28 protein-coding genes are annotated in these 25,910 nt (G+C 52.3%); 25 read left to right on the forward strand and 3 right to left on the reverse strand.

Annotation, left to right across the window (positions count from 1 at the left end; translation table 11 throughout):
• The first annotated feature begins 15 nt into the window (after nt 1-15).
• From AB8516_RS03005 to AB8516_RS03020, 4 genes are all read left to right on the forward strand, one after another.
• Nucleotides 16-1,311 (forward strand): FCSD flavin-binding domain-containing protein, encoded by a 1,296-nt coding sequence (locus tag AB8516_RS03005; protein WP_369157935.1) that lies wholly within the window; start codon nt 16-18, stop codon nt 1,309-1,311.
• A 571-nt stretch (nt 1,312-1,882) separates the two neighbouring features.
• Entirely contained in the window at nt 1,883-2,215 is a 333-nt protein-coding gene (locus AB8516_RS03010) for a hypothetical protein (RefSeq protein WP_369157937.1), read from the forward strand.
• 121 nt (nt 2,216-2,336) lie between these two features.
• Nucleotides 2,337-2,990 carry a tetratricopeptide repeat protein gene (locus tag AB8516_RS03015; RefSeq protein WP_369157939.1) on the forward strand — a complete coding sequence of 218 codons (654 nt, stop codon included), beginning with the start codon at nt 2,337-2,339 and terminating at the stop codon, nt 2,988-2,990.
• 405 nt (nt 2,991-3,395) lie between these two features.
• Nucleotides 3,396-3,764 carry a hypothetical protein gene (locus AB8516_RS03020; RefSeq protein WP_369157941.1) on the forward strand — a complete coding sequence of 123 codons (369 nt, stop codon included), beginning with the start codon at nt 3,396-3,398 and terminating at the stop codon, nt 3,762-3,764.
• Between the two features lie 115 nt (nt 3,765-3,879).
• On the opposite strand, the gene AB8516_RS03025 is transcribed toward AB8516_RS03020, so the two are convergent.
• Both AB8516_RS03025 and AB8516_RS03030 read right to left on the reverse strand, forming a co-directional pair.
• Complete coding sequence (locus tag AB8516_RS03025) at nt 3,880-4,167, reverse strand: cytochrome C oxidase subunit IV family protein (protein ID WP_369157944.1); 288 nt, start codon at nt 4,165-4,167, stop codon at nt 3,880-3,882.
• 12 nt (nt 4,168-4,179) lie between these two features.
• Nucleotides 4,180-4,779, reverse strand: coding sequence for a cytochrome c oxidase subunit 3 family protein (locus tag AB8516_RS03030; RefSeq protein WP_369157946.1), 600 nt, complete (start codon nt 4,777-4,779; stop codon nt 4,180-4,182).
• Between the two features lie 230 nt (nt 4,780-5,009).
• Between AB8516_RS03030 and AB8516_RS03035 the strand changes: the two genes are divergently transcribed.
• From AB8516_RS03035 to AB8516_RS03135, 21 genes are all read left to right on the forward strand, one after another.
• A complete protein-coding gene (locus tag AB8516_RS03035; RefSeq protein ID WP_369157948.1) occupies nt 5,010-5,591 on the forward strand; it encodes a cytochrome c oxidase subunit 3 in 582 nt (193 codons plus the stop codon).
• 6 nt (nt 5,592-5,597) lie between these two features.
• Nucleotides 5,598-5,873, forward strand: coding sequence for a cytochrome C oxidase subunit IV family protein (locus AB8516_RS03040; RefSeq protein ID WP_369157950.1), 276 nt, complete (start codon nt 5,598-5,600; stop codon nt 5,871-5,873).
• A 10-nt stretch (nt 5,874-5,883) separates the two neighbouring features.
• A complete protein-coding gene (locus AB8516_RS03045) occupies nt 5,884-6,702 on the forward strand; it encodes a CbbQ/NirQ/NorQ/GpvN family protein (protein WP_369157952.1) in 819 nt (272 codons plus the stop codon).
• Nucleotides 6,683-7,111: a hypothetical protein gene (locus AB8516_RS03050; RefSeq protein WP_369157954.1), complete on the forward strand. Its 429-nt coding sequence runs from the start codon at nt 6,683-6,685 to the stop codon at nt 7,109-7,111. Before AB8516_RS03045 ends, AB8516_RS03050 begins: the two co-directional genes overlap by 20 nt.
• Before the next feature lie 34 nt (nt 7,112-7,145).
• Nucleotides 7,146-8,975, forward strand: coding sequence for a nitric oxide reductase activation protein NorD (locus AB8516_RS03055; protein WP_369157956.1), 1,830 nt, complete (start codon nt 7,146-7,148; stop codon nt 8,973-8,975).
• Nucleotides 8,976-9,096: 121 nt separating this feature from the next.
• Nucleotides 9,097-9,534, forward strand: a complete 438-nt coding sequence (locus tag AB8516_RS03060) for a hemerythrin domain-containing protein (RefSeq protein WP_369157958.1) — start codon at nt 9,097-9,099, stop codon at nt 9,532-9,534.
• The gene (locus tag AB8516_RS03065) at nt 9,534-9,782 is read left to right on the forward strand and encodes a DUF2249 domain-containing protein (RefSeq protein WP_369157960.1); all 249 of its coding nucleotides are present in this window, start codon (nt 9,534-9,536) and stop codon (nt 9,780-9,782) included. The genes AB8516_RS03060 and AB8516_RS03065 overlap by 1 nt, the downstream gene beginning before the upstream one ends.
• Nucleotides 9,779-11,050, forward strand: coding sequence for a hypothetical protein (locus AB8516_RS03070; RefSeq protein ID WP_369157962.1), 1,272 nt, complete (start codon nt 9,779-9,781; stop codon nt 11,048-11,050). Before AB8516_RS03065 ends, AB8516_RS03070 begins: the two co-directional genes overlap by 4 nt.
• A 34-nt stretch (nt 11,051-11,084) precedes the next feature.
• Nucleotides 11,085-11,825, forward strand: a complete 741-nt coding sequence (locus AB8516_RS03075) for a pentapeptide repeat-containing protein (RefSeq protein WP_369157964.1) — start codon at nt 11,085-11,087, stop codon at nt 11,823-11,825.
• Between the two features lie 204 nt (nt 11,826-12,029).
• Nucleotides 12,030-12,389, forward strand: a complete 360-nt coding sequence (locus AB8516_RS03080) for a hypothetical protein (protein ID WP_369157966.1) — start codon at nt 12,030-12,032, stop codon at nt 12,387-12,389.
• Between the two features lie 95 nt (nt 12,390-12,484).
• Entirely contained in the window at nt 12,485-13,831 is a 1,347-nt protein-coding gene (locus tag AB8516_RS03085) for a metal ABC transporter solute-binding protein, Zn/Mn family (protein WP_369157968.1), read from the forward strand.
• Between the two features lie 255 nt (nt 13,832-14,086).
• Nucleotides 14,087-16,384 (forward strand): Sec-dependent nitrous-oxide reductase, encoded by a 2,298-nt coding sequence (gene nosZ, locus AB8516_RS03090; RefSeq protein ID WP_369157970.1) that lies wholly within the window; start codon nt 14,087-14,089, stop codon nt 16,382-16,384.
• 191 nt (nt 16,385-16,575) lie between these two features.
• Nucleotides 16,576-16,899, forward strand: a complete 324-nt coding sequence (locus tag AB8516_RS03095; protein ID WP_108294942.1) for a cytochrome c — start codon at nt 16,576-16,578, stop codon at nt 16,897-16,899.
• Nucleotides 16,900-17,109: 210 nt separating this feature from the next.
• A complete protein-coding gene (locus tag AB8516_RS03100) occupies nt 17,110-17,862 on the forward strand; it encodes a cytochrome c (protein ID WP_369157973.1) in 753 nt (250 codons plus the stop codon).
• Between the two features lie 227 nt (nt 17,863-18,089).
• Nucleotides 18,090-19,268 carry a hypothetical protein gene (locus AB8516_RS03105; protein ID WP_369157975.1) on the forward strand — a complete coding sequence of 393 codons (1,179 nt, stop codon included), beginning with the start codon at nt 18,090-18,092 and terminating at the stop codon, nt 19,266-19,268.
• 125 nt (nt 19,269-19,393) lie between these two features.
• Nucleotides 19,394-20,740, forward strand: coding sequence for a nitrous oxide reductase family maturation protein NosD (locus tag AB8516_RS03110; protein ID WP_369157977.1), 1,347 nt, complete (start codon nt 19,394-19,396; stop codon nt 20,738-20,740).
• A gap of 15 nt (nt 20,741-20,755) precedes the next feature.
• A complete protein-coding gene (locus tag AB8516_RS03115; RefSeq protein WP_369157979.1) occupies nt 20,756-21,646 on the forward strand; it encodes a 4Fe-4S binding protein in 891 nt (296 codons plus the stop codon).
• 1 nt (nt 21,647) lies between these two features.
• Nucleotides 21,648-22,625, forward strand: coding sequence for a NapH/MauN family ferredoxin-type protein (locus AB8516_RS03120; RefSeq protein ID WP_369157981.1), 978 nt, complete (start codon nt 21,648-21,650; stop codon nt 22,623-22,625).
• Between the two features lie 25 nt (nt 22,626-22,650).
• Nucleotides 22,651-23,550: an ABC transporter ATP-binding protein gene (locus tag AB8516_RS03125; RefSeq protein WP_369157983.1), complete on the forward strand. Its 900-nt coding sequence runs from the start codon at nt 22,651-22,653 to the stop codon at nt 23,548-23,550.
• Nucleotides 23,540-24,085 carry a nitrous oxide reductase accessory protein NosL gene (locus AB8516_RS03130; RefSeq protein WP_369157985.1) on the forward strand — a complete coding sequence of 182 codons (546 nt, stop codon included), beginning with the start codon at nt 23,540-23,542 and terminating at the stop codon, nt 24,083-24,085. Before AB8516_RS03125 ends, AB8516_RS03130 begins: the two co-directional genes overlap by 11 nt.
• 47 nt (nt 24,086-24,132) lie before the next feature.
• A complete protein-coding gene (locus AB8516_RS03135; protein ID WP_108294972.1) occupies nt 24,133-24,960 on the forward strand; it encodes an ABC transporter permease in 828 nt (275 codons plus the stop codon).
• Nucleotides 24,961-25,053: 93 nt separating this feature from the next.
• On the opposite strand, the gene AB8516_RS03140 is transcribed toward AB8516_RS03135, so the two are convergent.
• On the reverse strand, nt 25,054-25,716 hold the full coding sequence (locus AB8516_RS03140; RefSeq protein ID WP_108294928.1) for a c-type cytochrome: 663 nt from the start codon (nt 25,714-25,716) through the stop codon (nt 25,054-25,056).
• Between the last annotated feature and the right edge of the window lie 194 nt (nt 25,717-25,910).

Genomic DNA, 25,910 nt, shown 5'->3' on the forward strand with positions numbered 1-25,910 from the left:
GAAGGAACAATAACCATGAATAAAATCAATCGCAGAGATTTCATCCGCTTGGGTGGAGGCCTGACCCTGGCGGGTACCTCGCTTATGCTTCCAACCCTTGCCCTGGGAGCCGCTCCCAGGGTGGTGGTAGTGGGTGGTGGCGTAGGGGGCTGCACTGCCGCCAAGTACCTGCGCAAGCTGAATCCAAACCTGAAGGTCACCCTGATCGAAGCCAAAAAGCAGTACACATCCTGTTTCATGAGCAACGAGGTATTGAGCGGCGACCGCACCCTGGATTCCATCACCTTCGACTACGAAGGACTCAAACGGCATGGTGTGGAGATCGTCATCGACAGGGTCACGGCCATCGAACCGGCAAATAAGCAGGTCGCCACCGTCGACAGCGGTACATTCGAATATGATGCATGCGTGGTCTCCCCCGGCGTGGATTTCAAGTGGGACGCCATCGAGGGCTACGATGCAGCGGTCTCCGAGACCATTCCCCACGCCTGGTATGCCGGTCCTCAGACACTCACCCTGAGGCGGCAGATCGAGTCTATGCCGGAAGGGGGCAGGGTGATCATCGTTGCGCCGCCGAATCCCTACAAGTGCCCGCCCGGGCCCTATGAGCGGGCCGCGCAGATAGCCATGTACTGCAAGCACCATAAACCGAGGGCGAAGATTCTCATCCTCGATCCCAAAGACGCCTTCTCCAAGCAGGGGCTGTTCAGGCAGGGCTGGTCGAAGCTCTATGGCTTCGGTACCGATAACGCCATGATCGAATGGGTCGGCGCAGCGGGCGGCGGCACAGTGGAGGAGCTCGATCCTTCAACCCGCACCCTGCAGGCTGAGGTCGAGGAGTTCACCGCCGACGTGATCAACATCATTCCACCCCAGAAGGCAGGTAAGGTGGCCTACGCCTCAGACCTGGTGGAAGGTGACTGGTGCCCGGTCAACAAGCGGACCTTCGAATCGAAGCGTCACCCCGATGTCTATGTGCTGGGCGACGCGTCGAGTGCCGCCAAGATGCCGAAATCGGCCTATGCCGCCAACTCCCAGGCCAAAGTCGCCGCCGCCGCCATCGTCACCAAGTTCAATGGCGCGGATCCCGGCGATCCGACCTTCGTCAACACCTGCTACAGCATTCTGGGTGAGGAGCACGGAATATCGGTGGCCGCGGTCTACACCCTCGACGAAGCATCCAACACCATTCTGCCTATCAAAGGCTCGGGCGGTCTTTCACCCATGGATGCATCGACCGAGCAACGAAAACGAGAGGTCAAGTACGCTCACAGCTGGTTCAAGAACGTCATCAACGACATGATGGAATAGGTCACGGCACACGTGCTGCCAGGGATGGCATCGGGTCACTGGAATCAGAGATATTAACTGTTTCTGCAGGTGATGAATCTTGAAGCAATCCTGATCGGGCCTGTCACCGTCATCGTCTATATCGATACAGAAAGGCCTCTTGATATTGCACATTGAATTCCACTACGTGATTGACAAGGTCTTCTGCAGCCGAATCGTGATACATATGATCTCCTCATAAAGACAGGGAAGTCTGCTTTTTCCAGTTAGACATCTAAATGGGGTCGTGGCAGCTACCGAAGTTTGACCCCTGAATAAGCGCTGATGTATTCTTTGACGTGTTTACGATTCTATCGCCTTGCATTGACAGGGACGGAGTTTTCTCAAGGATAGACAAATGGTTACGCTAAAACCGCTCAACCTCTCGCTGATATCCATCAGCACTATTTCCAGTCATGGTCAGTCCTCTGTGGGCTATCTCAATGCTACGAACATCCGTACCCATAACATTATAAATATCCACCGAGATAGGACAGACTCTTCCTATCTTCATTAACAAAGTGTCTGTCTACTTAGCTATTAACTGTAAAAAATGAAGAAGTACGTTTTTAGAGTAGGTGTTCAAGTCGAGCCAATGGAGGGAACCCAGTTGCCGGAAGACTGTGCTGGTGCCTATGTGAATGTTTATTTGGGTGCGGATGAAATAAGGGAAGCGATCGAACGAGTCGAGATAGAACTGCTCAATGATTGTTATATGCCTGTACTTACTTACGAAGCATATCAGCTGGATCTAGAAGAAAGAGATTATGATACAGATGAAGAAGGATATCCTGGAAATGCAGATCTAATTCACCTTCAGGAGAATGGTGGTATTTGGTATGGCCCTTTTAATCTATATCCGCCAGAAGATATTCAGCTCCAGTGAGTATTTCTGTTAAAAGTTTATAAGGAGACGTGGGGGTCTCGTTATAAAACTGTTAGAAGCAATAATGAAGATTGCAGGATTTCAATGGAAGAAAAATTCAGTCAATAGGAGTGACTAAAATATGAGGATTTTATTTACGTTTTTATTGTTTATTTCTTATCAGGTAAATGCAGGGAAAGACCAAGCTATTGCTCTTATGAATGCAGGCAAATACAAAGAAGCAGTCATAGAGTTAGAATCACTCGCCTCGGGTGGAGATGATGTCGCAATGGTAACGATAGGCAATTTGTACTATGAAGGCAAGACTGGAAGAGTAAAATACAAAGAAGCTTACGAATGGTGGTTTAAAGCATATCAAGCCGGCAATGTTGATGCGTTATCAAATATTGGAGTTCTCTATCGTGACGGTAAAGGTGTAAAAGAAAATCTGGAGATTGCATACGACATATTTGTTATTATTCATATGAAAGGTCTGGGCAATCAGAGTACGCAAATTCGCAATGGTGGCAACCTGGATAAAACCATTGCTAAATTGAGTCAAGATAGAATTAAAGACGCACTATGCTATTCAGAAGAATATGTTTCACGTTATATTGAAACAAAAGGTAGTCAAACTAAGCCAACAAAACAAGAAGAAGTAAAATTGAAAGATAAGAACTGGTGGCTTCCTGGAGAACTCCCCATATATGAGTGCACATCAGGAAGTTCCTATAATAAAATCAAGCCGAAAACCAACCTGCACCAGCTGTCGACTATGCGTGCTGTTTACCGCTGATAGATCACTAGATGGCAAAAGGAGTCAAAAGGAGAAATGAAAGGGATTGGAATGGGTGCATTCGGTGCGTTTAGGCGCCGGCAGAAACCCACAAAAAAATGTAACCGATGTGGATTGCGATACACCATAGACAATGAAGAGTGTCCACACTGCAGTGGCTTATCGGATGGTGAAGTTAAAAATCTGAAACAGCGTTTTATATTAGAGCAAATAGCTAACAGTCGTCTTGGTACAAAAATGCTTTTGGCTGCGATTGTGTTACTCATGTTCCTTATCTTATTTATGGCAATATAAAAAACGGGTTCACGAACATAGTTGGACATAACAGCCAAAGGTTCATAACCATTTTTAAGGACAATAAAACAATAATCGGGTACCCTGAAATCATACTAGCAGTGTTTAATAATGAAAAAGGCGATTGTAAAAAGGAAACAAGCTTACCAAATCGAGATGAAGTGGCTCGAATTGTTCGCGTCGACAGTTAAGAAAAGCACGGGAAAGTATACCGTTGGCCACTTCAAGTGGGAAAACTTTTTGACCGGTTTACAAACAGCCGTGATCGGAAATAAGGCCTACGAGTATTATCATGCGCAAGATAGAGAAGATTATTACTTATTCAATGAATCAGTTTCAGAGATATGGGATTGTACTGACGAAACATTCCCGGATACTGCACCTGATTCAGGGGATTGGTATATATTTCCAAAAAGCGGCCGCTGGACTATGGTTTTCTCGCACGAAGATGTGGTGTTGTTTGCAAGGAATGAAGCATAACCTAATCACAAATTCGTCAGTCTCGATTTCGTTTTTTATTGAGTAATCTAATGTCCTTTTGCGTACATTAGCGGTGATTCGCGTCAATTTGCGGCCTTTCTTCACAAAAAACCCTCTATTGCAACATAGTAAGCCGAGCAATGAGATCCGGAAAGAGATAGACAAGCACGATCATGGCGGGGATGACGTAGAAATAGATACGCATGCTGTTGCGCAGCAGCCGGTTGGCGTCTTTGAGCTCCATGAAGTGATCGACGATCATACGGCCCTTGTAGGCAACGGTTAGGGTGATCACCAGGATCATGATCAAACCCTGATCGGGCGATTCGGCAATGGCTGCGCTGAGCAGGGTCAAACCCATCAGGATCAGCCAAATCATATCAACGGATTTTGTCTTGAACACCTGTTACTCCTATCAACGCAAAACATATAACAAGGGAAATATGACGATCCACGCCAGATCGATCATATGCCAGTAGACGGCGACCGCCTCCAGACCGCTGTGGTTATGCTGGGTTATTCCGCCCATCCTGATTCCCATAATAGCCCATAATATGGCACCGCTTCCCCAACCGACGTGCAGCAGGTGGTTGAAAGTGGTGTAGTAATAGACGGTAAAGAAGATATCCGTGTCGGTTGCCAGCCCGTGTTCACTGTTCCAGTGATACTCATAGAATTTGATGATCAGGTAGAGCGCACCCATTGCGACCGCCGACCAAAGCCAGCGTTGACACTGGTCGATCCGGCCGATCCTGATCGATTTAATCGCTTTGATGACGAAATAGCTGCTGGAGAGCAGGACCAGGGTATTCAATACGCCGGCGGTGGTATTCAGACGCAGCGGTCCGTCGGCGAAAAACTCCGGATTATGTACCTTGGCGATGAAATAGACGATGAACATCAGGGCGAACTCGGTCATTTCCGAGAGAATCCCGACCCAGATGGCCATGTTGCCGGGCACATGGTTCTTGACGGGTACTACTGCCTGTACTGGTGGGGCTATGGAATTAGACATGTAATGATTAAGGTCGGAGGCGGAATGCGCGCAGGCCTATCGATGTTGGGAGATGCCATTGTCTGTACACCTGCTGATAGTGCTTTGACAAGGATCAATTTATCGCAATTGCGCTGTAGGTAAATCCATGATTTTATTCAGGGTATTCAGCTTGATATTCATCAAGGTGAAGAATGGGGTCTGCTTTAGCATTGGGTTTGTGAATTTTCCTACAGGAGCAGTAATCCCCCGTGCAGGCCGAAGCAACGATTGAATCCAACCGCTTTCCCCCGGGTGATTTGGCGATATGGGTCTTCATACTGGCGGAGCTTGCTGCATTTGCCGCGTTTTTCGGCGCCTATGCCTTTACCCGCATGAAAAATGTGGATCTGTTCAACCACTATCAGAGCACCCTTGACAGCGATGCGGCGCTGATCAACACGTTTGCCCTGATCACCAGCAGCTATTTCGTGGTCAGGGCTGTGGCATCGATTCGCGAAGATGACAGTCGTGGCTGCGTGCATTGGTTGTTGGCGGCGCTGGCGATGGGGCTACTCTTCCTGATTGTGAAGGGACATGAGTATGTCCACCATATCGAAGCTGGCATCAGGCTGAGCACGAACACATTCTATATGTTCTATCTGTCGCTGACCTTTTTTCATTTCATGCATGTCATCATGGGTATGGTGATTCTTGCGGCAGTCGCGGTGAAGGCCAAAAGGGGTGGCTACAGTAACCGGGAGCATACGGGGGTTGAAACGGGTGCATCCTACTGGCATATGGTCGATCTGGTCTGGCTGATTCTGTTTCCCCTTGTCTATATCATGAGATGATCCACAATGACTAGACGAACCGCTTTTGGCATCCGTGCCTGTACCTGGGTCTGGCTGTTCATGATGGGATTGACGCTGACAACCTATCTGATCGGTCAATTCAGCCTGGGCGGCCTGGGAGTTTCGCTGACAGTTTTGGCTTTTGCCCTGATCAAAGGGCAGATGGTGGGTGACTACTTTATGGGTTTGAAACGGATCCAGGGTTTCTGGCGCTGGCCGGTCAGCCTCTGGCTGTTTCTTCCCGGTGGCTTGATCGGTGTTGCCTTTACCCTGGTCGGATGAGGAGATAGCGATGGAAAAACCTGTAATATTAAATACGCGTGAAAGCGACGAATCGCTTCCCTTCTATAAATCCCAGGCACGGGAAATCGAACTCTTCGAATATGGCTACAGACATCAGCTCCCCTTGCTGATCAAGGGTCCCACCGGATGCGGCAAAACCCGCTTTATCAACTACATGGCGGCCAAGCTCGACAGGCCTGTCTACACGGTTGCCTGTCATGACGACCTGAGCGCCGCCGACCTGGTGGGGCGGCACCTGATCGGCGAGAGTGGCACCTATTGGTCGGACGGGCCATTGACCCGTGCGGTCAGGGAGGGCGCCATCTGCTATCTGGATGAAGTGGTGGAGGCGAGAAAGGATACCACCGTGGTGCTCCATCCCCTGACCGATGACAGGCGCATTCTTCCCCTCGAACGCACCGGAGAGATTCTCAAGGCACCCCCGGAGTTCATGTTGGTTGTGTCATACAATCCCGGCTATCAAAATCTTCTAAAAGGCATGAAACCGAGTACCCGGCAGCGTTTCGTCGCACTCCGATTCGAGTTTCCCGCCCCGGAGCTGGAGCATGAGATTCTGATTGGAGAGACCGGCATCGATGGCGATATGGCCCGCCAACTGGTGCGTCTGGCCAATGCCATGCGGGCACTCAAGGATCACGATCTGGAGGAGGCGGCCTCTACACGACTGCTGGTCTATGCGGCCACCTTGATTCTGGGCGGCTATGAGCCGGTCGAGGCCTGCCGTTCCGCACTGGTCGAGCCACTCACAGACGATATGGAAACAGCGGCAGCCTTGATGGAGGTCGTCTATGCCACAATCGGGCGGTGACAATTATCCACAGGGAGACCCGCCGGGGTCGGCCATGGCTGTCACCGCAGAGTCTCTCTATTTGGCGAATCTGCTGTTGATACCCGGTATTGCATTTGCCATTCTGTTGGTGATCTATTTTAAGCAGGGCAAATCCTTACCGCCGCTTGCGCGATCCCATCTTGAACAGACCTTCTCGGCCTCTCTCTGGGCAGGCGTACTGCTGGTGATTGTCAACATCGTTATCCTTTTGCTTGGAGGTTATGACGGCGCCTATACCTGGATGGTGGTCATCATCTACTTTACGGTGTGCCACTCCACCTTGATTCTCATCGGTATGCTGGGTCTCGCCAAGGCGATGGCGGGAAAATGTTACCGCTATCCCCTTATCGGCAGGGCATTGCCCGAAGCGTGCCTGAGGATGTCCTGATGGGCGCCAAACCGCTTGGGCCAAGGGGAGACTGATGGAAGAGAAGATCGGTGAACTCTGGCACCGGCTGATCACCCGCCTGGCACAGGACCGCTATCCCGAGGCCGCGGTGCACCTGACCGATCTGAACCACACCCTGGGCATTCTGTTTCGCGCCTTCGGCGGCGATGGCGGACTGCGGGTCGAAACCGCCGGTGCAACTGAACACAATGCCAGGCGAGGCATGCTGCAGCGCATAGCCGGCAGTGCCACCAAGATTGAACTGGCCTGGCGCGATGAACATGCATTGCGCCTGCCCGAAGTCATCGATCTGTTTCCCCAGGGATCGCTTAACCGCGATCTCTATTTCTGGCTCGCGGCGCTGGCCGCATGTGATCGGGGCGAAAGCGAGCCATGGCTGGTAAAGAATCAGCAGCTGAGCAAACTGGCGCTGGAGAGATATCCGGGCATGCAAGCCCGTTACCGGCGTTTGCGGAATGCGCACCTGGCACAACGACCCGATCCGGAAACCCTGAAACAGGATGAGGCGCAACAGGAGCAGGCCATCAGACGTGCCCTTATCGATCCGGGTACTGTTGCACGATTACCGGTTGCCGGCCATGCGCCTTGGCCGGTACCGCTCTGGCTCCACCCGTCTCCTCCAGGGCTGGTTCATGGGAGTAATACCCAAGATCAGGAGAATGAATCCGGGGGTGAGTCGAAGGCTGTAAATGATGGCCGCAGCCGCCGGGGAGAGCGTACTGAGATGGCCGATGGCGATGGGGGATTGATCACCATCCGCATGGAGAACATTCTGAGCTGGGGTGAGTTCGCCAAGGTCGACCGGGGTGCCGAGGAGAATGAGGATCTGGATCAGGCCATGGAGGCGGCGGAACAGATGGAGCAGTTCAGCGTGACCCGTGACGGCAAATCCGTCGCATCGAAATTGAAGTTCGATCTTGACCTGCCGTCCGAGGCGTGTGACGACGAGATCGTGCAGGAGGGCATGTTGTTGCCGGAGTGGGACTGGAAGTACCAGGTTATGCAGGAGGCCCATTGCCGCATCATGACGCTGCAGACGGGGGATGCCCCGGCAATCGAACTGCCCGTTCATCTTACAAAGACTGCCAAGCAGCTGCGCGCCCAGTTTCAACAATTGATGCCGGCGCGCGTTTGGCTGCATGGCCAGGCGGACGGCAGTGAGATCGACATGGAGGCCTACCTGCGTTTCTCGGCAGAACGGAAAAGCGGTCATCTCGCCACTGCCGATAACCTCTACCGGGATCTGCGAACAGGCGCCAGGGATCTGAGCTGTCTGCTGATGGCCGACCTGTCACTCTCCACCGACAGCTGGATAGACAACCACCACCGTGTAATCGATGTGATTCGCGACAGCCTCTACCTGTTTGCCGAATCGCTTTCGGCAACAGGCGACAGGTTTGGATTGTACGGGTTTTCATCGAGAAAAAGGGATCCTGTCCGTGTGCATCAAATCAAGGCCTTTGACGAATCCTACTCAGCCAAATCACGTGGAAAAATTCAAGCGATCAAACCCGGTTATTACACCCGCATGGGTGCGGCAATCCGTTATGCACACCAATTGCTTAACAAGCAGCCGGCACAACGGCGATTGCTGCTGCTGTTGAGCGACGGAAAACCCAACGATCTGGATAAGTATGAAGGGCGTTATGGTGTGGAGGATACCCGGCAGGCCGTCAGAGAAGCCCGCAACTCGGGTATCCAGCCCTTTTGCGTCACCATCGATGAAAAAGGTAACGACTATCTGCCCTATCTCTTTGGCAGCGGTGGTTATGTAGTGATTCACAAGCCGCAGGAGTTGCCCCGCAAGCTGCCATTACTCTACGCCCGTCTGACACGGGAGTGATCCGTTGCGGTCATAATCAGTGTTAACAGCCCCTAATATTCTTATTTTGCTGTATTGATGAATGTCAAGGAGGGTGGCTGTTACACGCAGAGAATAGTGACGGTAGCGAGGTAACGACACTATGAAAACGATCAACGATTCGATGACACAGGATCACCGTCGCTGTGATGAAATCTTCGTGGAGATGGAACAGGCCATTATGCAACGCAAGTGGCCGGAGGCGGATCGTCTCTGTCAGGCGTTTATCAATTCGATGGAGCACCATTTCAAAATAGAAGAGGAACTGCTTTTCCCGGCACTCATAAAAGCAACAACCCAGGCAAATGGTCCCGTCAACGTGATGTTGATGGAGCATGAGCAAATGCGACATCTGATGTCGCAGTTGGTGTCGTCGTTGGACAATATGACCAGATCACTCTCTGCAGGTTATGTAGAGACATTACTCGTCACCATGCAGCAACATAATATGAAAGAGGAGAGTATTCTCTATCCGATGGCGGACAATGCGGTTCCAGACGTCAGCGACGTAATTGATAAGGCGTATTCGGAGTCTGCCTAGTGGAGCTGCGGCTTGATGTACGGGAGTTGGAGCCGCCTGTTCCGCTGGAGCGCATACTGGAAACCCTGGAGGAGTTGCCATCGGATGACTGGCTTAAGGTGCGACACAGCCGTGAACCCTACCCACTCTACAGTCTTTTGCGCGAAATGGGTTTTGACTGGAGTACCAAGTGGCAGAATAGTGAGTGCATTATCCTGATCTGGCATACGGGGAGTCCACCGCCCGATGATAGTGGAAGGAGGTTGTGAAAACCACCGGGCTCTCTCTCGATCAGGCCCCACCGATTATCATACCTTTCAAGTTCTTTCTCACAGCTTCACTGTTCAGCGTCATCGTGGGAATCGTCTTGATGATAGATGCCGAGGCGGTCTTCCTGTCCCGTTGGAGTCCTCTGGCGTTGGGCATCACCCATTTAATGACCGTTGGATTTCTCGCTCAGGTGATGACGGGCGCCATGATCCAACTATTACCTGTGTTGGCTGGTTCTCCCATTCCGGCAGTCACCACAGTAAGCAGAATCATCCATCTGTCACTTTTCGCCGGCGCCTTGCTGATGGGGTTGGGTTTTATCCGCTCCCATCAATCTGTTCTCGTTACAGGCGCCGGTCTCGTATTGTTTGCGATTACCCTGTTTCTACTTGCCATGGCAGTTTCCCTGATCAGCTCCAAAAGTCGGCATGACAACGCAATTCCAATCGGCCTCGGTTGGATGGCTGTCATTCCCACGGTGGCTATCGGCGTCTACATGGTCCTGGGACTATCCGGTATGTTGACGATAAACGATATGCCTGAGCTCATCGCTGTTCATCTCTCATGGGGGCTTTTAGGATGGGTCGGTATTGTACTATTTGCGACAATTTTCCAAATATTACCGATCTTCTATGTAACCAGGGAGATGCCGGTCAATTTCAGGGATATCTCCTTCATTATCGTTTTCGCATTGCTGGCGTTGTTCAGCTTGTCGCAATATATCAACAGCGAACTGCTTGCCAATAGTCTGCCGATGGTTGTTGCGCTGTTTCTTCTGTTGAGTCTCGCACTGTTTCAAATGATATGGGAACGCAGGCGAAAGATAGTCGACATGACATTGGTTTTCCTCTGGACCGGCCTGATCTGTTTGGCGCTTGCAGCTATTGTCTGGATGCTTGGTGACAATGAGCTTCTGGTCGGGGTGCTTTTGCTTGGCGGTGTCTGTATAACCATCCCGATCGGGATTATCTACAAAGTCATCCCGTTTCTATGCTGGTTTCACCTGCAGAGTCTATTAGTGAAGCAGGGGAAGCTGTCGTCCAGGCTGCCATCGATGAAACACTACATCAATGAAGTGGATGCAAAGCGCCACTATCTGCTGCATCTGGCGGCAATTGCACTGATCGCTGCCGCTACCCTGATGCCGGCAACGCTTGCGAGAACTTCTGGCATTGCTTTAAGCCTGTCCTCACTCTATTTTTTAAAGAACCTGCTGTCTGCGTTGTTGAGATTCAACAAGCAACAACGGGCACTCTTGGATAGATGATGATATATCGCTTACGAAGCAACCGGATGGTGGAATGTACACTCAACTGTTGATGCTCATCGCTCTCTTTCCTGTCCTGGTCTATGGCCAGGACAGGAAACCATTATCGAAGGGCGACTGCTTGCAACCGGAACCCTTCCGTGATTATCGCCATTGTGATTTCAATGGCAGGGATCTTTCCACAGTCAATCTTGAAGGCAGTCTGTTGAGCGGCGTCAATTTACAGAATGCCAGGATGCCGGATTGTAATCTGGAGGGAGCGACGCTTAACGATGCCGACCTTAAATGGGCTATGCTGTCCGGCTGCAGGGCATCCTCGGCGGATTTCACCAATGCCGACCTGTTTCACACCAATCTGGACGACAGCAGCATCGACAATGCCAATTTCACCAAGGCCAATCTGTTCGGCGCCAGTCTGAATGGGGTAGCTGCCGACAGGGCCGATTTCTCCCATGCAAACCTTAAGGACATATCCATGGAGGAGAGCCGGCTGACGAACTGCAATTTTGATCAGGCGTTCATGATGCGGGCTGTGCTTATCGAAAGCGACTTGAGCGGCTCAAGTTTCCATCAAGTGGTATTGACAGGCGCCGCTTTGGAGTTTGCGGACTTTACCCGAGCCGATCTAACCGGCGCGCTGCTGAACGGGACAACATTGACAGAGACACGGTTCCGGGGCGCCAGACTCACAGGGAGCCGATTTGTCAATGCGCGTATGCAGTCGCCCGATTTCACCGATGTCATCGATCCGCCTAAGGATCTTGTAAAAGACTGAATGCATGTAAGATTGACGATCGCCGACATCCACCGGGCATGGCTTGATCTTCATCAATCTGCGATAGCTCGAGATAGGCTTTAATACTCACACATTAGCAGTCATCCAAAAGATGTCGGTCTATGGCTGACAATCTCTGTTTGCCGGGCTATGATCCATCTCTATTCATTCATATAGATAGAGTTAGGAAAGTTGCCTAATTATATGTTATTTAGATTAAATAAATTAACTTTAATATTTGCTGCAAGCCTTGCCCTGACGACTGTTCAGCCAAGAGAGGCGTCAGCGCAGAGCAGCGAGCAGCTTGCGGCCATCACTGCGCTCGGTTCACTCAACGGCATCGCACTGCACTGTAAGGCTCTAAGTGAAACACAACGAATCAAAAGGACATTGGTGGCGACACTCCCGAAGCGGCGTCAGCTGGGTGAACTGTTCGATTATGAAACCAATCGGTCATTCATGGCGTTTATCGAGAAAAATAACACCTGCCCAACTCCTCAATCATTGGAACAACGGATCGATGAGGCCCTCGATAGGCTGAAATCACTCTATCCCGCAAAATGAGTTGTCATAAATCAAGGCTACCGCTAGTTTTCCCCCTTTTGATACTTGGGCTGTTCATTGCCCCTGTATCCGAGGGCGCAGACTCCCTGCGCGTCATGGCCAGCATAAAACCGATTCACTCGATCATTGCCGGACTGATGGAGGACGCGGAAACACCTGAATTGCTGATCGATGATCAGATTCCTTATGCCTATAGCCCCACCGAGGAGCAGCTGGCGTCGATGCGCAGTGCGGACATACTGTTTTGGGTAGGCGCCGAACTTGAGCCGCGACTCGCTGAGATCATCGAAACCCTGCCCCCGCAGGTGAAAGTGATTGAACTGCTATCACACCAGGGCATGAAGATACTTCCCGCGAGGACGGATCCTGATCAACGCGATCCCTTTTTCTGGCTGGACAATCGAAACCTGCTCATCATCATCGACGACATTGCCCGGCTTCTACGGGATGCCGATCCTCTGCGCACCCATCTCTATGAACGAAACAGACGCAATATTCTTTCACGCCTGTCGCGAATAGACAGAGAGTATGAATATGGCTACCGTGGCATGAAGGCCGGCTTAGGCATTCAGTACTTCGATACACTGCAATATTTCGAACAGGCATATGCGTTAAAGATCATCGACCATGTGGCCAGTACACCAGGCAAGGGAATAGATACAGCTGAATTGCTCAAGGTCCGGGAGAAAATTGTTAACGGAGAAGTGACTTGCCTGTTGTCGGAAAGCGGCTTTCCAGCCAGGCACAGCGAACTTCTGATGAATAAGGGCAGCAGTGTCAATCATGGAGAATTGAACAGCCTGGGTTTCGGTATTACGGCTGGGCCCCATCTCTATTTCGAGATCATGGAGCACAACACCAATGTGATCAAACGCTGTCTGAAAGCCGAGTCACAGACCGCCGAAACTGCAACAAAAACGATCATACCGGAGCACGCCGTGTCGATTGAAGGCATCGGCGGTGGTCAGTATATCCTGACAGATCATATGGGGAGGCTGGTCACCAAGGAGAGCATGAAGGGAAAATATCAGATAGTCTATTTCGGCTATACTTTCTGCCCCGACATCTGTCCCACCTCACTGCAGATTCTATTCCAGGCACTGGATATTCTCGGCGAGGGGTCTGAGCTGTTTCAGCCCTATTTCATTACGATCGACCCAGGCCGGGATACCATCGCAGTGATGAGAAACTATGTGCAGTATTACGATGAGCGCCTGATTGGTGTCACCGGTTCCGTTGAGATGATTGAAAGAGTGGCCAGTCAGTTCAAGGCGAGATACGAAAAGGTCGTAGAAGAGGATACAACTGATCCATCGATGTATCTGATGGACCATACCGCCAGTCTCTATCTCCTCGACCCGGAGGGAAGATTCCTCACGAAATTTGCCCATGGCATTGCACCTGAAGACCTTGCACAGCAGCTTCGTATGCTGCTGCCATGAGAATACTTATGTGGTGCAAAAATATAGACAAACAAAATCCTCTAATTTCAATGTAATTGATCTGACTTTTATCCTTGTTTCTCTAATAGGCTAGCTATAAAACGGTAGAATTTTGCAGTCTGTTTAAACTCGTTTCCACTACCTAACTATGGCATTTGACCTACATCAATGTGTCATATGACGCACTTTTGCGACCATTCCTGAATGATGCCATCTGGTATCTCGCATCTCTTCCAACCATGGGGACGGGAAATAATGAACAAGAGCTTGAAAAGCATATCTGCACTGGTAATGGGTTTGGGGATCGGTATGGGCGCCGCTTCCAATGCCTCAGCCCAGTCATCCTTAGAAGAGGTCATGAAGGAGCGTGGCCTGACGCAAAAGGACCTCTTGGCAGCCGCCAAAACCTATACACCGACCGGCGGGCGGGATGAGTATCTGGCCTTCAGTTCGGGGGGGCAGAGCGGCCAGGTTATCGTATACGGCGTGCCATCCATGAGGATCCTGAAGTACATTGCGGTGTTTACTCCGGAGCCTTGGCAGGGTTATGGCTTCGATGATGAATCCAAGGCCGTATTGGCACAGGGCAGAATCAACGGTGAAGATATCACCTATGGTGATACCCATCACCCCGCATTTTCTGAAACCGAGGGTGAATACAACGGCCGCTATCTGTTCATCAACGATAAGGCCAACCCGCGCATGGCAGTCATCGATCTGCACGATTTCGAGACCAAGCAGATCGTCGTCAACCCTTTCATGAAATCGGAGCATGGTGGCGCCTTCGTCACGCCTAACACCGAATACGTCATGGAAGCGTCTCAATATGCAGCGCCTTTCAGCGACGACTTCGTACCGCTCGAAGAGTTCAATGAGAAGTACCGGGGTGCGGTGACCTACTGGAAGTTCGATGACAAGAAGGGTCGGCTCGATCCCGAGCAGTCATTCACCTTCGAACTGCCTCCCTACAGCCAGGACCTCTCCGACGCCGGTAAAGGACCTTCCATGGGTTGGGGTTTCACCAACTCCTTCTGTTCCGAGCGTTATGTGGGCGGTATCGAACGTGGACGTCCTCCCTTCGAGGCCGGCTGTTCTCAGAAAGATACCGACTTCCTGCATGTCACCAACTGGAAGAAGGCCGCCGAGCTGGTTGCCGCCGGCAAGGTCAAGAAGTCCAAGGGCGCCTACATGATCCCCATGGATCAGGCGGTCAAAGAGGGTCTGCTCTATCTGATCCCCGAACCCAAGAGCCCGCATGGCGTCGATGTAAGCCCGGACGGCACCCACATCATCGTTTCCGGTAAGCTGGACAGCCACGCCTGGGTATACAGCTGGGAGAAGATCCAAAAAGCCATCAAGGACAAGAATTTCGAAGGCAAAGACCCCTATGGTATCCCGATCATCGCCATGAAGGATGCCCTGCATACACAAGTACAGGTGGGCCTGGGTCCATTGCATACTCAGTATGATGCCAAGAAGTGCGTGGTCTATACCTCGATCTACGTCGACTCGATGGTTACCAAGTGGGACTACTGCGAAGGCAAGGTGCTGGATCAACTGCATATCCACTACAATATCGGCCATCTGGTAGCGATGGAGGGCGACTCCGTTTCACCTGACGGCAAATATCTGGTCTCCCTGAACAAGCTGGCCATCGACCGCTTCAATCCTGTCGGTCCTCTGCATCCGCAGAACCATCAGCTGATCGATATCAGCGGCGATAAGATGCAGCTGCTCTACGATATGCCGCTGCCGCTGGGCGAACCCCACTATGTGGTGGCGATCAAGGCCGACAAGCTGAAACCGGCAGTACGCTACAAATCGGGCTGGAACAGCCGTACCGATTCCAAGTCTCCCTACAAGACCCGTGCGGGACGTGAGAAGGTCGTGAAGGATGAGAATGGTGTGGTTCATGTCTACGGTACGGTTATCCGTTCCCACATCACGCCTGAGATCATCGAGGTGGAAGAGGGCGACACTGTCTCCATCCATCTGACCAACCTGGAGCGAGCTGAGGATGAGACCCACGGTTTCGCGCTCTATAACGAGAACGTGAATCTCTCCATCGAACCGGGCAAAACCGTATCGGCCACCTTCAAAGCCGACAAGGCTGGCGTCTTTCCCTACTATTGCACCGAGTTCTGTTCGGCGCTCCATCTCGAGATGCAGGGCTATCTGCTGGTCAAACCGAAAGGTTATGTGGCCAAGACCACTCAGATGGTAGAGGGAACGAAGTACACCGAGGCTGACTACAAGAAACAGGTCAAGACCAATCTGGACACCCAGGCGGTCATCGACTCTGTGGTCGGCTTCATTACCAGCCACAACTACAAAGACTTCCCGGAAGTTGTAGCACTTGTGGAAGATGCCACCGATCAGCTCGGTTTCGCGGAAGAGGCGAAGAAGAAGTCCGAGACGTTCGCGGCCAAGGGTGACTTTCAGAACGCCACTCTATGGGCGGGCCAATGGTGGCAGTATCAGGTCAAGACGGCTGATCTGGGACTGCGCGCCAAGACCTTTCTCGAGGAGCATGGCGCTAAGAAAGTCAAATAGTCCTTTAGGTCTTTGACTGAGAGTGGAAAGGGGCCGTTTGGCCCCTTTCTACGTTGAGGACAAAATTCACATAAAACTTCAGAGGTTTTTAGGAATCTGATTTAACATAGCTCAATTCGTCTTACTACAGATTGCAATAGAGTTATGCCATCGGTAAAGACTATTGCCCTATTTTGCTAGAGGAAATCGATATGATGAAAATTGTTAAAATCGCATTGTCATCTGCTGCACTGCTGTTTGCTGTTGGGATTACCGCTCAGGCGCAGGCTGCCGACGGAGCCGAACTCTACATGACCAAGACCTGCTGGTCCTGTCACGGTAAAGATGCCAATACACCGATAATGCCTATCTATCCAAAGCTTGCCGGGCAGAATGCCGACTATGCCTTCAATCAGATGAAGGACATCAAATCCGGTGCCCGCAGTAATGGCCAGACCGCAGCCATGAAGGGTGTCATGGGGCTTGTTTCCGAAGAGGAGATGCGTGCGATAGCTGACTGGTTAAGCACGCTATAAGCTCAGTGTGAATCTGCTGCTGATAGCATCAGAAGATGCCGAATTAGGGCAGTTGATGTATATCAAAGTGCTCTAATATAGCTTATGACACACTGCAGCATCTCTTTTCAGGGGCAGAATTGGCTTCACATGAGAACCTGATTTATAGCACCTGAAAAGGTGGCAAATCCGAACTATCCCCAGTGACAGATCATGGGGCTGGAGAATCGAATGATGAATGTAAAACCGATGTTGAAGAGCCTGACCGCCGCTTTGGGTACGATCTTATGCAGCAGTGCCCTGGCCGGTTGGAACGAAGCCGGCGGCGAGAAGGATGAAGCGATGCTGCTGACCCCCGACCGTGAGCGTGGTATTGCAGTTTATGAAGTCTGCTCGGCCTGCCATCTTTTGGAGGGTTGGGGTCTGTCGGACGGTACGTTCCCACAATTGGCGGGACAGCATCGTAACGTACTGATCAAGCAGTTGGCTGATATTCGTGCCCAGAACCGCGACAATCCGACAATGTATCCGTTTGCCTTGGACGAGCAGATCATGGCCGCTTCCGGCTATCATAAGGGTGACATCAAACCCGCGCAGCTGGTTGCCGATGTCACCGCCTATATCGCTAAGCTGCCGATGAACCCGGAAAACGGTAAAGGCCCCTGGAATAAACTGTTCCCGGAATTCGAACAAGGCAAAAAGCTGTACGATGACAACTGCATACAGTGTCACGGTGAGATCGGTGAGGGGGATGACGAAAAGTTCTATCCCAAGATTCACGGACAGCATTATGCCTACATGCTGCGTCAGTTCGAGTGGATTCGTGACGGTAAACGCCGCAATGCCAACCCCGATATGGTGGAGCAGATCAAAAACTTCTCCGACAAGGATATGCAGATGGTCATCAACTACGTATCCAGACTGCCGGTGCCAAAGGATATGGTTGCTCCCTCCAAGGATTGGCAAAATCCGGACTACGATTGATCCAGCCTGACAGACATGGCCTGTTGAACCGGCAACCCGTCATCATGACGGGTGCCTCTCTCTGCAGGGCTTGTCTGACTCAGGTTCAGGTCAGGCTGAGGTGTGATGCCCAACAGGCGGTTCAAACACCTGACGTACATTGGACTTTACTTCTCAGCCCAATCTGAAAGTCACTATCTCAATCATTCCAACCACTGGAAATTGAATCCCTTTCATAGAGATACGCCATGCAGTCTAAGCAAACCCTTCAAGTTGCAGTACTCACCCTGATCGGATTGGGACTGCTTGCTGTGATTTTTTATACGCCTATCTGGTGGGTGTCGTTGACGGCGCCCAATTACCCCGAGGAATCCTTCCCGGACGGAGTACGCATCCATTTCCATATGAATGGGGTATTCAACGGCTGTGAAAAACAGGAAAAGGCAGAGATAGTCGAAGACGAGGCACTGGATTGTGTACATGAGATGGATACCATCAACCACTATGTGGGCATGTATCCCATCGCGGCCGGCGGCCCTGTGGAGCGTGGATTCGGTCAGTTTTTGATGACCTTCCTTGGCGTAATGCTGATCGGCTTTATCTTCACCAGGCCGAAGCAGCGCATGATCGTGTTGACTGTCGGATTTACCGGCATTGCCGCCTGGATGACAATGACGCTCTATGGCGAGAACGGTTTCAACCTGCAGAACAAGGGTTATGTCAGCGCTATGGTGACATCGCTGGACCAGGAGGCCTCGGGGGAAACCGGTGAACCTGAAATTGTGATTGGTGGTGTCACCGGTGTTCTGAAGGATTCCCTGGAAGCATCCGGAGTCGAGGTCATCCTGCCTTCAGAGTTGGAAGCGGCCAGCAAGGCCGGTACGAAATCGGCAGGTGCGGAAAAGGCACACCTGATTGAGCAGCTAAAGCTGACCTATGATATCGATCAGGTGAAATCAGACAGTTTATCGCCCTGGGACGGCAGCTCCTTTCAGGTGATGACGTGGCACTATGCCAAGAGTCTGGGACGCTATTTCAACAATCCGCAAGAGATCTTGCCGATGGTGAAGAATCTGGAGCTGGCGATTCACCTGGTCTTTTACGCTCTTCTGGGCGCCATGGCCCTGGTGGTTTTCGGTTCCCGCAGGAACGGTGGCATTCTCTACTGGTTGTTGATACTGGTGCCCATCGCCCTGCCGGTCTTTTTCATTATCGATTACTCCGCATGGTTATGGTGGTACGGACATACCTTGAACGATATGGGCGCCTTTTCCGTCAAGCCCTTCATGCCGACGGTCTTCGGTGATGGCAAGGTGGCACAGTTTACCACCCACTCCTATCCCTATATCGGGTTTGGCCTGATGCTGCTCACATCGTTGATTTTGGCTGTTGCCGCGCTGCTCAGGTTCAAGCAACTGAAACAGTAAATTTTGAATATTGAATTATGAATGTTGAATTGTTGTGTTCACTGCGTTCACATCTTTTTAATGGATTGTGCGCGCATGCACACCCGTCAATTCATAATTCAAAATTCATCATCCATAATTTTATTGTGTTGTTGCTATCACTGCAGAGTTTTCAGGCATTTGCGGAATCGACAGCCTATCCATCCTTCCAGACCTTAGTCGATCAGACGGAGGCCGGCGGCACCCTTGTCCCATCACCGGGGACCTATGCGGGACCGGTCACGATCAGCAAGCCTTTGACGATAGACGGACAGGGGAAAGTCACCATCGATGCGGGGGGTAAGGGATCGGTTATCGTCCTGGAAACGGATGGCGCGACCCTGAAGAATCTCCATTTGACAAACTCCGGTGAGTCTCACAACACTATCGATTCCGGGGTACAGGTGCGTGGCGATTTCAATGTCATCAAAGACAATGTCATCGATAACACCCTCTTTGGTATCGACCTGCAACAGTCAAAAAACAATATCGTGCGCGGCAATCGCATCTCCTCAAAGCCGCTTGAACTCGGAGTGCGCGGGGATGCCATCCGACTCTGGTACAGCTTTGACAATAAGATTACGGACAATATTATCCGCAACTCGAGGGATACCGTGGTCTGGTACTCCCGGGACAACCTGATCGCACGCAACGACGCGCGTGGCGGTCGTTACTCACTCCACTTTATGTATTCCCAGTACAACGAGGTTGCAGACAACCATTACGAAAACAATTCTGTCGGTATATTTGTCATGTACAGCGACGGCGTGCATTTGAAAAACAACTACATCGCCCATGCCACCGGCGCCACAGGGATGGGTATAGGTTTCAAGGAGACCTCCGATGTGGTGGTCACCGGCAACCAGGTGCTCTATTGCGCCACCGGTCTCTATCTCGATGTTTCGCCGTTTCAGCCGGACTCCATCAACCGTATTGAAAACAACTTGATTGCCTACAGCGGTATCGGGGTGCTGTTTCTCAACGACTGGACCGGCAATCATCTGATCGGCAACAGTTTCAAAGGCAATATCACTCAAGTAGCGGTGTCGGGCGGCGGTAAGACGGCCAATCGCAATCTGTGGCAGGCCAACTACTGGGATGACTACGAGGGTTTCGATATCGACCGTGACCAGGTGGGTGACAAACCTTACGAGCTGTTCAGCTATGCCGACCGGATTTGGATGGATGTGCCCTCGGCACGTTTCTTCAAGGGATCCCCTGTGCTCGAAGTGATGGATTTTCTGGAACGCCTCGCGCCCTTCACGCAACCCAACATGCTGGTGCGGGACAAGCAACCCCGGATGAGCACAGCGGCTGCCACACTGACAACGGAGTCGTTCATCCCCGGGTCGGCGGGCGATGCCGATACGACTGGGCAATCCGAATCACCGTCGGAACAGACTGAGCAAGCCTTCGACGCCTACAAGGCATTGCGCGAGTCACTGGGACGTTGAGAGGTCATCATTGAGATGAGCGAGAGAAAAACGGCGAAAAAGAGAAACAAACGGCCTCTGACGCCCAAGCGTAGGGAACAGAGCCGTCGTGAGTTTTTGCGCGCCACCGTCTTGACCGCCGGCGTGGTCGGTATCTCGTTGTTGGGATTCGTGCCGGTCATCCAGGGAAAGGCGATGCGGCTGCGTCCGCCCGGCGCCTTGAAGACCCCGCAAGACGAGCAGGAGTTCTTCGCCTCATGTATCAAATGTGGCCAATGTGTTCAGGTCTGTCCGGTGGAGGCGATCAAACTGGCGGACCTGCCCGACGGATTCGGAATCGGACTCCCCTATATCGATGCCAGGGCACAGGCCTGCGACTTCTCCTGTGACGGCCTGCAGTGCGTTCTGGCCTGTCCCACCGGCGCCTTGACCCATGACCTGGACTATCCGGCTGATACCCGCATGGGCTTTGCCAGGCTCTCTCGTCCCAAGGCCTGTCTCGCCATGCAGGGAAAAGGCTTTAAAGGGCTGGCGAGGGGACCGGACTATCCGGGACTGCTGCGCTATGAGGAGGTCGATCGCTGGAATCCCATACCGGTTGCCGACTATCCCTATGATCTGGAGATCTGCGACCTCTGTGTGCGCCAGTGTCCCATCGAGATCCGTATTACCCAGTGCGAAGAGAATGCATCAGACAGTGATCAACAGCAGCTCGCCCGGGTGGCGCAGCAGGTGGGAAATGAATGCCCCCCTAAACACGCCATCACACTTGAGCCTGTCGACTTGGGGGATGGTGTTAAAAGAATGAAACCGGTGGTTCAGGAAGGCTGTGTGGGTTGTGGTGTTTGTGAGATGATCTGCCCGGTCGAGAGCGCCGCCATCGTTATCGATCTGGACAAAAACGCCGATACGGTGATAGAGGGCTGAGATGCGGTATATCAAAGACTCTCTATTACAGGTTTTCGGCTACAAGATCCCCAGGCCCAGCAAGGACCAGCAGAGCCCTGAGGTCAGGGCGATCTATGAAGGGAAGATGGGCAAGCTCTCCAAAGCGGATCTGGAAGCGCTTCACATCGAGCACAAAGGCAGCACCTTCCTCAAAACGTGGCAGAAACGCCGTTGGGCGACCCTGATTATCGTGAACCTGCTTTTTGTGGCTTCATTCTATTTCGATGTTCAACTGGTGGAGGGTTCGCTCACCGGTGCGCGTGTCGTTGGTTTTCATTTCGCCGATCTCAATGCGGCCTTGCAGGTCGCACTGGCCTACAAGCATATTGTGCTCAATCTGGTGATCGGCATGGTGACGGTCTTTATTATGTGGATGCTGCTGGGAGGACGGACCTTCTGCTCCTGGGTCTGCCCCTACCATCTGTTGTCGGAATGGGCTGAGTATCTGCATCTATGGCTGGTCAAAAAGAAGATCATCAAGAACCAAACCTTCAGCCGCAAGGTGCGCAGTGTCTTCTATGTCATTTTTGCACTGTTAGCGCTGGTCACCGGCTATACCGTTTTCGAAACCATCTCGCCCACCGGTATACTCAGCCGGGCGCTGATATACGGACCGGGCATCGCGCTGGTCTGGGTCGTGTTTCTGCTGTTGTTCGAGGTTTTCTACTCGCGACGGGCCTGGTGCCGATATGTCTGTCCTATCGGTGTGACCTATGGCATGGTAGGCGTGTTCTCACCGGTGCGGGTCAAGTACAATGCCGAAGCCTGTCACCACGAAGGTGATTGTCGAAAGGTCTGTCTTGTACCGCATGTGCTGGACCTGACCATCCGAAACGGCGCGGCGGAAGTGAACCAGGATGTGACATCCGATTGCACCCGCTGCGGCATGTGCGTGGATATCTGTCCCACCAGCTCTCTGACCTTCGAGGTCAAAGGGCTGAGTAAGATGCTCAAATAGTGCTGACAGGAACCGGATACACGCTATGATCCAATTTGAAAACATCGTCAAGCGATTCCGCCGGCATCGGGTACTCAAGGGCATCGATCTCACCATCGAACGGGGTCACCGGGTTGCCCTGGTCGGTTCCAACGGGGCGGGGAAAACCACCCTGATCCGCTGCCTGCTCGGTGAATACATCTGCGAGGGCAGGGTGTTGGTGGATGGAATGGATCCACGCCAGAATCGCCGTGAGGTGTTGTCAAAGGTGGGTTTTGTGCCCCAACTTCCGCCACCCCTGCACATGCCGGTGGGACAACTGATCCGTTTCTCCGCCACCCTGTGCGACAGCGATCCGGCACGCATGATTGGCGTGGCGGAGCAACTCGGCTTCGATGCCGGGCGTTTTCACAATCACGCCTTTGTAAAACTCTCCGGCGGCCAGAAGCAGAAACTGTTGATCGCCATCGCACTGGGCAGAGAGAGTGAGTTGCTGGTGATGGATGAGCCAGCCGCCAATCTGGATCCGGAAGCAAGGCATATCTTCTTCAAACTCCTGGCGGAGAAGAAGGAGCGGGCGGCAATGCTGATATCAAGCCATCGACTGGATGAGGTGGCCACCCTGGTGAATCGGGTGATCGAGATGGACCAGGGAGAGATCGTCCTGGATGACCGTGTGGCCGATCTGGTGGAACTCTCATCACAACTCAACTGCACTATCCGGCTGCTGCAACCCGAGGCCGCGTTTGCCAAGGCCATCGCCGAGTGGGGATTCAGAGATGTGGAAGCGGGGCTGGTGTGGCGAGGCACCATTGCCGGACCGGATCGCCTGCGTTTTCTCAGTCTGCTCTCCCGCTATGCCGCACTGCTTTCGAACTTAGAGATCTCCGAGACCGAAGGGCAGGGGATGTTGCTGAACCAGGGGAGCAGCATCAATGTGGTTTAGATCTCTGCTTCTCGCGGTGATGTTGGCAGTGGTGTTCCTGCTGATCGGCTGTTCGGGGGACAGTGGTAGTGGTCCCCTGGCGATTAAATGGGACAGGGATGCTTGCGAACGCTGTCGCATGGTATTGAGTGATCGCCATCACTCGGCCCAGATCCGCTATTTTCCACCGCACAAACAGAGATCGGCAGTAGCCCGCTTCGATGATATCGGCTGCGCTGTCTTGTGGTTATCTGAAAAACCCTGGCAACAGGACCCCAGAACCGAGATTTGGGTCACCGATCATCGAAGTGGGGAATGGATCGATGCCACCCGGGCAATCTATGTGAAAGGCCATCACACACCCATGGAGTATGGCTTGGGCGCACAAACGGAGGCGGCACCCGACGGACTCAGCTTCGCCCAGGCGAAGGAGCATATCCGCAGTGTGGAGCAGCAGAACCAGATACATACGGCCCATCTGCTGGAACGCCTCAAGGAACAGGAAGCGCGCAGAGCGCGTGACAAAGCAGAGGATACGGATAGAGGCGGGGAGTGAATGATGGCGATAATAACTTTCTCTCATCGAACGGGAGTCGAAAATCCATGAAATATCTCTGGCTCGCGGCCTACACCGATATCATTGAGTCCCTGCGGGCGCGCTGGTTCATGGTCTACGCCACGGTATTCGGTGGATTGGTGGTCATCCTGTTCGCCTTCGGTCTGGCCGAGTCGCGCATCATGGGTTTTACCGGCCTTTCACGGCTGTTGATCACCTACATCCAACTCTCCATGGCGATGCTGCCGATCTTTGTCCTGATCACTACCGTGAGGTCGGTGGCCGGTGACCGGGAGGCGGGTGTCTTCGAATATCTGCTGTCACTGCCGATCACACTCAGCGCCTGGTTCTGGGGACGTGTTTTCGGCCGTTTCTTCGTCGTTTTCCTGCCGGTCTTTCTCGCCATGCTCGGCGCCACAGCCTGGGGAACGGTCAAAGGAGTCGAGGTGCCCTGGCATCTGCTGCTCTATTACAGCGGTCTGCTGATGGCCCTGGCCTGGTGCTTTCTGGGGATCGGCATGTTGATCTCCACCCTGACACGCAGTACCGATGTGGCCCAGGGCGCCGCCTTTGTGGTCTGGTTGACCCTGTTACTGTTTCTCGACCTGATCCTGTTGGGGATTTTGATCCAGGAACATCTGCCGCCGGAGACGGCGGTGGCGATCGCACTCACCAATCCGATGCAGGTATTCCGCACCGCTACCATGATGCTGTTCGATCCCCAACTGGTGCTGTTGGGACCCACCGCCTATGTGATATTGGATAACTTCGGCCAGAGTGGCTACATCACCTACGCAATGCTCTATCCCATCGCATTGGGTACGGCCTGTGCCGGTCTGGGGTTTGTTATGTTCAAGCGAAGTGATTTGCCCTAGGGCCACAGTTCATGCAGTCTGCGCAAAATCCAACGGTACGGCAGGGCGCACCGCTGCTGGGTGCAGGCGCTTAACCGAATACACGATTCCCGCTCAGTCGTCGAGGATGGAGAGATAGGCGAATATATCGGTCAGTTCGTCATCACTGAAATCCGACAACAGCTCGTCGTCCGGTGCATCCTCGTCGTGAATACGGATCTTCTCCCGGTACTTTTTCACCTGCCGCCAAAGATAGTTTGTATATTGGCCGGCGAGCATTGGCACTGCCTCTTCCTTGTCTCCCATCCCATCGCGGCCATGACATGAGGCGCACTCCTTCCGGTAGATTTTCTGGCCCTTATCCAGATCACCGGGGGCGCGTGGAATCTGCATCAGGCGTTTGGATTCCAACAGACGCTGATAGGCGTTGAAACCCGGCGCGGTCTCATCCACCGGCGGCAGTTTTGTCTTCAATTTTATCTGCTCGAGAAATTTCGAAATGTCTTCAATATCCTGATCGGGCATCTGTCGATCATCCACATACTCCACCATCGCCAGATTGGGACGAATACGCTCACGAAAGAGGTGGAGCTGCTTGGCCAGGAAGGCGCTCGGCATCCCCGCCAGCCGGGGATACTCTCCCTCCTTGCCGCCCTGACCGTATTCACCATGACAACCGGCGCATACTTCGTTGATCTCTTCACCGTTTTCAAAATCGAAAGCGGGACTCAACGTCGGCAGAATGGAGAGGCAGATTAAGATAATAGGCCTTGGCATCGGATTGGAATCAGGTCGTCATACAGGTGAGTCTGCTGAAATCTATGTGTAATCACGGCGATTTGACCACAGTTAGAAATGAACCGTTTGACGTTAATCAAAATAGTTGATTCAGTAAATGTACTAAAAATGGGGATATTAAAGGGCAGGGATGTTGTAAGGAATGATCGCTTATCTTGTTTGTAATAGATATT

This window comes from Candidatus Thiodiazotropha sp. LNASS1 (assembly GCF_964212655.1).
In the GTDB taxonomy this organism is placed as follows: domain Bacteria; phylum Pseudomonadota; class Gammaproteobacteria; order Chromatiales; family Chromatiaceae; genus Thiodiazotropha.